Origin of the sequence: Pseudoalteromonas sp. 78C3 (genome assembly GCF_002836695.1) — a bacterium.
Lineage (GTDB): Bacteria > Pseudomonadota > Gammaproteobacteria > Enterobacterales > Alteromonadaceae > Pseudoalteromonas > Pseudoalteromonas arctica.
In genome coordinates, this window is record NZ_PJAV01000098.1 from 1 (window position 1) to 8,866 (window position 8,866).

The following is an 8,866-nucleotide window of genomic DNA, read 5'->3' on the forward strand; positions in this document are numbered from 1 at the left end:
AAAACTATTAAACATAACTTAAATAGCAAAAAGCAAAAAGGTTTTGTACTAACGTCAGAGCTAATCATTCTTTCTACTTCAATGGTAGCGGCACTTGTAATTGGTTTATCTACATTACGTGACTCGGTAACCAGCGAACTTGAAGATGTAGCTGAAGCAATTGGCTCACTTGACCAAAGCTATGTATTTGACGGCATGATTAACGCCGAAGGCACAGCTGAAGTGTCTGGTTCTGGGTTTGTAGATTCAGTTGATGTGTACGCAGGCGATGGTAGTTCATTCACTTTTGTTGCATCAGACTTTAGTGAAAGTGCCGCACTTGTTAGTGCAACACCAAGTGGTGATGCTGCAACGCGTACAACGGCAGGCGGCTCACAAGGTAACTAACGCAAGGTACCCAATATAAGGCAAGCAGGTTTGAATACCAAGCTTAAGGCTCACTGCCACAAAAAGTGTGGCAGTGAAAGTTACTCTGGAGGAATATTATGAAAAGTAAAAGTAACAAAGGCGCAACCACTGCGGCTCTCATATTACTCATCACCTCTGGCATGTTAGCTTCGGCTTTGGGTATTAGACAGGTAAACGATGAAAATAGCGTAACAGCTTGGGTAGTAAACAAAAATATGTCTGCCGGCCAAACTGTAACCGTTCACGATGTAGAGCAAAAGAGTATAGATCCAAGTAACTATTCAAATATTGCACTGAGCGTTCAAAATCCGCGTGCATTAATAGGTCAAAAATTAGCAACTAATAAAATGGTTGAACAACCCTTATTCGACACCGATTTTATTAGAGAAAAAAGCCAAAATTTATCAGAAGCCATTCCGGCAGGGCGTGTTTTATATACTTTAAAACTAAACACCTTAGATATTCCGCTTTCGCGCATACACAAAGGTGACCGACTCGACATAGTCGCTAAAACTAATCGCTTAGTAAGAACAGTTGCCCGTGATGTACAGTTGATTGGTGTTTCAAAAGGTCCTAAATCGCAAGCCGCTAAAAGTGGCGTAATGGATAATTTAGCTAAAGAGTCTAACTCCGCTGCGGGCGGTGTTTCATTAGTCCTTGCGGTACTTCCAAAAGATGTTTATTCGTTGGCGGGTATAGATAACGCCGACAAAGTTTCAATTATTGTGCATAGCGCTTATGACATTGAACAAGGTCGTTTGCAAAACTTTTCACGCTTACAAACCAGTCGCACAATCGAAGTGGTTAAAGGCGTTAAAAATGAAGCTGTATATGTAGCTAAGTGAGTTTTTATGTTTAATTTATCAAGCAAACATGAAGAAGTTCAAACCAGTTTAAGTACCTTTGAAGAGCTTAAAAAGCTATTGCACGATGCCGTTATCGAAGAGTACGAACAAGAACCAACCGCGCTTTTATCAAGTAATGTTCTCGAAAAAATCTCTGCATTGTGCAGTGAAATTCCACAATTTAATCAATCTTCATTTAATCAATACCAACAAGAGCAGGTTGTTCAGGCTGTATTTGATGAAATTCAGGGTCTGGGTCCTATTGCACAGTTTATGCTGGACGATCAGGTTAGTGATATTTTAATAAACGACACGCAAGATATATGGATTGATAAACAAGGCAAACTACTTTGCACTGCCAGTAAGTTTGATGACGAACGCCATTTACGCCGATTTGTTGATCGCTTACTTGATGGCTGTGGTCGACAAGTCAATGCGCTTATGCCAATTGTTGATGGCAAACTAAAAGATGGTAGCCGTGTTCATATTATTGTACCGCCTGCGTGTACCAGCGCCGCGATTGTATCGATTCGTAAGTTTAATCATAAAAAAATAAACGATGACTTTTTAGTTAATAATCATTTTTTAGATAAAAACATCTTATCGTTTTTAAAAAGTGCAGTTAAAACAGGCGTTAATATTTTAGTGTGTGGCAATGCGGGGGCTGGTAAAACGTCATTATTAAACGTACTTGCCAACTCAATTAATCCAAATGAACGTGTTGTAACCATTGAAGAAAGCGCTGAGCTTAATTTGCATCACAACCATGTTGTGCAATTGGAAGCCCACGACACAAACAGCGATGGTAAAGGTGCAGTAAGCCTAAGAGATTTAGTAAAAGCAGCCCTTAGAATGCGCGCAGATAGAATACTTGTTGGAGAGGTACGCTCTGGCGAAGTAATCGATATGCTCCAAGCAATGAACTGTGGTCACCAAGGTTCGATGACGACCATACATGCTAACAGCGCAAATGATGCCGTTATTCGTTTATCTACCTTAGTGCAATTACACAATGCACAACTGAGCGATACCCATACAAGTTCGCTAATCGCGTCGAGTATTCAACTTATAGTGCATGTTTCTCGCTCAACTAATGGCACCCGAACTCTAAAAAGTATTGGTGAAATTAAGCGTGTTAATGGCGGCGCACATTTTAGCCCGCTATATAGTATTAACGAAGCAGAGCCTGTACAAAGTGAGTTAATAAATACCTCGAGTGTTATTGAGTTTATGAAAGGCCAAGGGGCAAATGCACAAGAATTAAAAGCATTACTGCACAATAACCCGGAGGCTAACAATGACTAAACTTGATTATTTATTAGCTATAGCGGCGGTTATAACCTTTGTACTTGCAACTAGTGTGTTGGTTTCTTTGTATGCTAAAAATAAAAGCAGCCAAGGCACTAAAAAAGTAGATATTTTAGAAGAAAAAGACGTCCTTACTTTGTCACTACGAGTGCTAGGCTTAAACATAAGTAACGCCTGGTTTATAAGCATGGCGTGCTCGCTCTCTAGTAGCTCATGGTTTTTAGCTAAATTATATTACCCAGAGGCATCAACCAGCGCGTTTATTATTTCAATCGTGGTTTTTGTAACCTGTTTTATAACTGTGATTGACTTGGCTCATTATAAATTAGCAAAATTTGAGCATCATTTTTTAGAATTTATTGAAACCGTACAATCGTGTTTAAGCACAGGGTTATCGCTACAGCAATCAATGCAGTTTGCTGATGAACATGCAGACCCATATATAAAAAAACAAAGCACCTTACTAATACAACGCATGAGCATGGGTAGTGATGCCGAAACGTCGTTTGCCCCTTTAATTGAAAGATACAACTGCGAAACCGTAAGATTGTTTGCTCATAGCATCATTACACATACACAAAGCCAGTGTGATTTAACCGATATGCTAAAAAGCGTATGCAACATGATGTCGCTTCGGACCCTCGACCGCCAACAGCTAAAAGCTAAGCTTTCGGGTACTAAGTACGCTGCTGTATTTAGTGGTTTTTTACCTTACGCACTAATTCCTTTATTTAGCTATACCGATCCAACCTGGTTTGAACCATTATTAAACGATCCTAATGGGATTGCATTTATAACGGTTGCGCTTCTTTGTCAGCTATTTGGTTTTTTATGGCTACGCCTTAGCTTAAGGGTAACATTATGATTGATATACTTTTACTTATCGGACTTTTAGTAAGTATGGGCTCATTTATCCATATTCATAGGCAATCTCTTAAAGTCGAATTAGATAAACCCGATACTAAAAACATTAATTGGTATCCGCTAATCATCATCTCTAAACGTCAACTAAGACAAGCAGGGATTCAAATTAATAAAATATTAATAAGCCTGTACTGCTTCAAAGTGGCTGCTACTTTTAGTGCATTTACGGTTATAGAACTAACAGGTTATGAGCTGAGCCAATCGATTAAATTATTACTGTGTTTTATGTGTTTTTTTGCACCCGAATGCTGGTTTTTATTACGTAAAAATCAACGTAAAACCGTTATAAATAATAGCTTAGAGTTTTTTTTACGGGTGTTACTGGTTTACATGCGCGCTGGATTTTCACTAGAGCGCTCATTTGCACTGGCGGTTGATCATGGATTAAGTCAAAAACACCCATTATACAAAGAGCTAAAGTTATTTTTATTCGAACTAAGCGCAGGTAAAGATCGTGAATTTGCATTTAATTCACTTTTTGAACGAACTGGCGTATTAGGAATTAAAAAACTCGCCAACTTAATGTTAATAGGGTCAAAACTTGGTACGCCACTTATCCAAGCAGTAGAGGCTCAACTTGAAGGCCTAGCTCTAAAAAAGAACATTTTACTCGCTAAAAAAGTAAACAAAAAAGCGATGCACACAACCTTTCCCATTATCTTAATTTGTTTTCCGATGTTTTTGGTATTGGTGTTTTTTCCCGCAGCATTACAAGTAATGAACGTACTTAAAATGCTTGTAGAAGTGTTATAGGAGCCTGATATGAAAAAGCATTATCAACAAGGGTACATACTTACTATTGAGCTTATATTAATTATAACTATTTTAATTATTGGCTCAATTGGTGGGGTGATTTTAGTAAGGGATGCCCTTATTAAGCGCCACCAAACTAAGGTAGATAATCAAATTACTGTAGTTGATGCTAATAATAGACCACTCGGTATTGCAGTAAGTTTTGATGAGCATCAAGCACCACTCATTTTTTATACAGACCGTGGAGCAAACAACACGTACAGGGCATTAATAGGCATAAGAGATGATAGGTTTACCTCGCGAGAAGCTGTTTATTACGATGCTCCAAATTGCCAAGGTAACCCGTGTTTAAAGGGCTTAAGCGATGAAGCAACCGACAGCCAAGGTGTCAGCAAGTTAAATAATACCGGTAATGTAAGTTATATAAATGCGCTGCAGCAAGGTCCAAATTATGCAATAGGGCAGTTAGGTAACACCGTTATTGGTCAGTTATTAAAAAGTACGCCACAACAATGCCCTGCTAATAGTGAACAAATTCTATCTCGTTATGTATCGCAAAAAGTAGTAACAGGCTCACCTTGTGAAAGCTTTGAAATAGATAAACAACCGGCCGACAGCAGTTGTTTAGTTGGAGTAACAGCTTTAGGAAATCCACTTTTAGGTACAAGCGATCAAGGTTTATCGCAATCGTGTGATACATGCCAAACAGGGTACGAATCGCAAGGTGACATACTTGATTTATATTTACCTCAGGTAGAACCGCTTTTAAATACAGCCCTTAATGCACTTTCATTAGTAGGTATAGGCACAAACGTTGATATAGAGCTTGGTACAATATGCTGCCCAGAAGGTACACGCTTAGAAGAAGATGAAAACATTGTAGAGACACTCGTCTTCACTATTTTACAAACTACATTTGAGCTGGTCGGGATCGATTTAGTAAATAACCTTATCATTAGTGAAACACTGAGCTTAATAGGAATTGAGCCAGGCATTACATATTGCAAAACATCACTTAATTTAGTTAATGCAGAACAAGTAATTAATATCACCACAGGCGAACCTGCACTTAGTAGCTTAACACCACCATTTAAAGTTTTACTGCCCGTACATAGCGGCCAAAACAGTACAACGTGGATACATACTCCCCCAAAAGGGGAAGGAGAACGTCAATGAACGCCTCAAATATATTTACCTCACATGCTAATTTAGCAGATACACCAACTGATGAAATATCAACAGAAATTAAAGAAACGCTAACGCTACTAAAACAATTTTATGACGTTCCAATTGTTAAATTTATCGATTTTAGAGAAGTTTATTCAGAGCAGTTAATAACCTGCAACGATAAAGAAAGCGCCGAAAATGAGTTATTAAGCTATCAACAACGCTGCACACAAGAAAAACTATATTTATTTGAAGATACTTTTTTTGATGATGTATCAAACAACACTCACAAATTAATTCGTTTTTATGCACAATATCCAATTTATAGTGTCACTAATAAATTGATAGGCGTAGTGCTGATGGCCGATTTAGCACCTAAAACATTAATAGGTTCACAAAAAGATCAGTTTATTTCATTTGCTCAATTATTGCAGACACAGTTAAATAAAAATTCAGATTCAGTAAGTAATCAAAGTACTAATCCTGCGAAAAAGAATTATGGGGAAAAGTATATTCATGTATTTAGTTTAGCGCCCGTCGCATTCTTAATTGCATTAGTATTATGCTCATTCACTGCATTACTTCTTTATACTATAGAAAAAAAGGAGCTGCAAAGTAATTACAATGAACAAACTCAGCAATTACGTAAAACGTTATTTAATGCTTTAGAGCGATTTGATAATCAAGGATTATATATATCGCAAAAAGATTTAGTTATCGCAGGTTTTTTACAAAGCCAAAATAGCTATACAAAAGAACAACTTAATAATTTAGTACAGAGTCAGGTTTCACAAAGTTTAACTTATAAAGGGTATGTTGTGTTTGATTCTGAGTATAACCAGCTTGCACTTTGGTCAAAAAATAATTTTGATTTAGCCGCGTATGGGTTTACAAACTGGTTAGAAAAATTCAATAAAAGAGCGAACAAACAAGCAGTAGAAGTATTTACGGTTGCTGATACGGCTTTCTTAATTTCTGAAATAAAAATAAAACAAGGCTCTATTTATACACTTACAGCATTTGATTTAAGTAAGTTTTTAAAAGCCGTTATTGGCAAATTAAACACTGAAAATTATAACGTTTTTATAGCAACACCACAGTTTACTTTAGGAAAACAAGGAGAAGTAAACCCGAGTATAATTAAAAATAGTATTAGCGCTTTAAGCAGTCGTTTTCCACCTACTTGGCGCTTGCATGTGCAACCAATGAATAAAATAGTACGACCACAAATAACTAAATACAGTTTAATTAGATTAGGACTGATCGCCTTTTGTGTATTCGCGTTTGTGTATTATTTTTTACGTTTGCCAAGGCGTTTACACAGTGAAATAAAACAAAAAAATCAGTTAATACTCAATAGAGAGGAGCTTTTTTCAAGTTCTCTGGATGCACTGCCGCATGGGTTTGCTATTTTTAATAGCCACGAATTTCCTGTGATTACCAACAATGCTTTTAATCTTTTATTTGCACAGGTGAATAAACAAAACAGTCAGCTATCGTATAGCCAGCTGATAAGTATTGCGCAGCAGCATAATATTATAAATCACTACCATGAACATCATAAGCTTGATGATGATCGTAACCAATTAATAGATATAGGTTTTACAGACGGGAAGTGGATAACTGTATTACAAAGACATACAGATTTTAATGGTTTCGTTTGCTACTTTAGAGATGATACAGAGGCACATCAAAAAGAATGTTTACTCGCTGATGTTCTCGAAAAATCAAAACAGACAAATCAATTAAAAGAAAAATTTGTTACAAGGCTTAGTCGTCAGTTAAAAACGCCTTTATCATCTTTAAAGTCATTAATTGAAATATCTAAAGATCCAATAAGCTTTAACGAATTTAAAAACAATGTGGGGAATATTTCTGATGTGTGCGACCAGCTTGAAAGTGTGATTCAACAGCTCGTAAATATAAATAAATCGGAAATAGGTAAGTTAAAGCTTCAGGCCAAAAACGTAAACCTAAATCAAATGATCAATAATAATATATCGATTTTAGCTAAAGAGGCTGAAAATAAAAGAATCGTTCTTAAAAATAATATTACGCCTGAATTAACTGTCGCAAGCGATGAAAAGTTAATTTCTCAATTGGTTATTCAGTTAGTGACTGAGGTTTTGGATTCATCAAATAATACAACGCTTTCAATTAACGCTCAGATTAAAAATGAAAGTAAACGTAATTACTTACACCTCGATTTTTCATTAAGTAATTTGATCGATAGTAGTAACTTTATAACTGAGCTTAAAAGTATATCGGGTGATGATATAACGCGCTTTATAGATGATAAAGACGTGTCATTAGAGTTAAAGTTTTTTATCTCAATATTTAAGATGTTAGGTGGTAAAGCGATAACTATAAGTAGTAACGCGAATAAATCAACGATATCACTTTCTATGTTGGTAAACATAGCAACCAAACAAGGTAAAGGCAACGAGCAAGAAGTACCAAGTAGCTCATTAAATACTGATTTAGTAAAAGCGAGTTTAGTGACTAATAAGCAACAAAACACGCTACTACTTGTTGATGACGATCCACTTGTAGAAATTGTGATTAGGGCAATGCTAAAAGATCAGAATATCATAATAGATTACGCATGCAGTGCGATAGAGGCAATGTTGATGGTTTCGCAAAATAGTTACGACATTATTTTAATGGATATAGTAATGCCAGAATTGTCGGGAACTGACGCTATGTTAAAAATTAAAAAACACAGTGATAATTCTAAAACTAAAATAATTGCGCATACATCGACACCTGATACAGAATCTAAATATGTAAATCAGGGCTTTGATGACATGTTATTAAAGCCAGTGAAACAAGGTGTTTTAATAAACCAAATAACACGTATTTTAAAAAGATAAGCCGCTGGGGTAATAAATGAAAAACATTAATGAAAATATGGCAGAAGTTATCGAGTTTAAAGTAACGCCAATAAATAAAACTAAACGACTACTTTTAGTAGATGATGACTTACTAATAGAAATAGTAATAAGAAAAATGCTTAATGAAGAAAATATTTTAATAGATTTCGCATCAAGTGCTATAGAGGCGCTATTGATGGTTTCTCAAAATATTTACGATATTATTTTAATGGATATAGTAATGCCGCAATTTACAGGCACCGATGCAATGCTAAAAATCAGGAAGCATGCTGACGCATCAGCAACAAAAATTATCGCTCATACATTTAGTGAAAACGAAAATAGTGATAATAAGTACGTGAAGCTTGGGTTTAACGGTCTTTTGTTAAAGCCAGTTAAGCAAAGCGTATTAATTGAAAATATTAGAACTTTCTTGGAATGATATAGAAACAGTAGGGCGGTTAACTATTTTTTATTTATAGCTTACTAAAAAATTAAGTTATAATTTTTTAAAGCACTAATATTTATTAGTGCTTTTGTGTATATGAACCTTTAATTTATTTAAATTTGTAAAAATCCTTTAATAAG

General features: G+C 35.8%; 8 protein-coding genes. All 8 read left to right on the forward strand.

The window, feature by feature from the left end; genetic code table 11:
* On the forward strand, window positions 1–387 hold a 387-nt coding region (locus tag CXF76_RS02585), incomplete at its 5' end, for a hypothetical protein (protein ID WP_198551841.1).
* Between the two features lie 98 nt (window positions 388–485).
* Window positions 486–1,253: a hypothetical protein gene (locus CXF76_RS02590; protein ID WP_024589375.1), complete on the forward strand. Its 768-nt coding sequence runs from the start codon at window positions 486–488 to the stop codon at window positions 1,251–1,253.
* 6 nt (window positions 1,254–1,259) lie between these two features.
* Window positions 1,260–2,558 carry a CpaF family protein gene (locus CXF76_RS02595; RefSeq protein WP_024589374.1) on the forward strand — a complete coding sequence of 433 codons (1,299 nt, stop codon included), beginning with the start codon at window positions 1,260–1,262 and terminating at the stop codon, window positions 2,556–2,558.
* Window positions 2,551–3,426, forward strand: a complete 876-nt coding sequence (locus tag CXF76_RS02600) for a type II secretion system F family protein (protein WP_024589373.1) — start codon at window positions 2,551–2,553, stop codon at window positions 3,424–3,426. The genes CXF76_RS02595 and CXF76_RS02600 overlap by 8 nt, the downstream gene beginning before the upstream one ends.
* Window positions 3,423–4,238 carry a type II secretion system F family protein gene (locus tag CXF76_RS02605; protein WP_024589372.1) on the forward strand — a complete coding sequence of 272 codons (816 nt, stop codon included), beginning with the start codon at window positions 3,423–3,425 and terminating at the stop codon, window positions 4,236–4,238. The genes CXF76_RS02600 and CXF76_RS02605 overlap by 4 nt, the downstream gene beginning before the upstream one ends.
* A gap of 9 nt (window positions 4,239–4,247) precedes the next feature.
* Window positions 4,248–5,414, forward strand: a complete 1,167-nt coding sequence (locus CXF76_RS02610; protein WP_024589371.1) for a hypothetical protein — start codon at window positions 4,248–4,250, stop codon at window positions 5,412–5,414.
* Window positions 5,411–8,278: an ATP-binding response regulator gene (locus CXF76_RS02615; RefSeq protein ID WP_101162987.1), complete on the forward strand. Its 2,868-nt coding sequence runs from the start codon at window positions 5,411–5,413 to the stop codon at window positions 8,276–8,278. The genes CXF76_RS02610 and CXF76_RS02615 overlap by 4 nt, the downstream gene beginning before the upstream one ends.
* 16 nt (window positions 8,279–8,294) lie before the next feature.
* Window positions 8,295–8,720 (forward strand): response regulator, encoded by a 426-nt coding sequence (locus CXF76_RS02620; protein ID WP_076925984.1) that lies wholly within the window; start codon window positions 8,295–8,297, stop codon window positions 8,718–8,720.
* Window positions 8,721–8,866: the final 146 nt, after the last annotated feature.

What these genes read in the sequence shown, in the direction of transcription:
- CXF76_RS02615 (WP_101162987.1), top strand. Translation starts at nt 5,411, where the DNA reads ATGAACGCCTCAAATATATTTACCTCACATGCTAATTTAGCAGATACA.
- CXF76_RS02590 (WP_024589375.1), top strand. Translation starts at nt 486, where the DNA reads ATGAAAAGTAAAAGTAACAAAGGCGCAACCACTGCGGCTCTCATATTA.
- CXF76_RS02620 (WP_076925984.1), top strand. Translation starts at nt 8,295, where the DNA reads ATGAAAAACATTAATGAAAATATGGCAGAAGTTATCGAGTTTAAAGTA.
- CXF76_RS02610 (WP_024589371.1), top strand. Translation starts at nt 4,248, where the DNA reads ATGAAAAAGCATTATCAACAAGGGTACATACTTACTATTGAGCTTATA.
- CXF76_RS02600 (WP_024589373.1), top strand. Translation starts at nt 2,551, where the DNA reads ATGACTAAACTTGATTATTTATTAGCTATAGCGGCGGTTATAACCTTT.
- CXF76_RS02595 (WP_024589374.1), top strand. Translation starts at nt 1,260, where the DNA reads ATGTTTAATTTATCAAGCAAACATGAAGAAGTTCAAACCAGTTTAAGT.
- CXF76_RS02605 (WP_024589372.1), top strand. Translation starts at nt 3,423, where the DNA reads ATGATTGATATACTTTTACTTATCGGACTTTTAGTAAGTATGGGCTCA.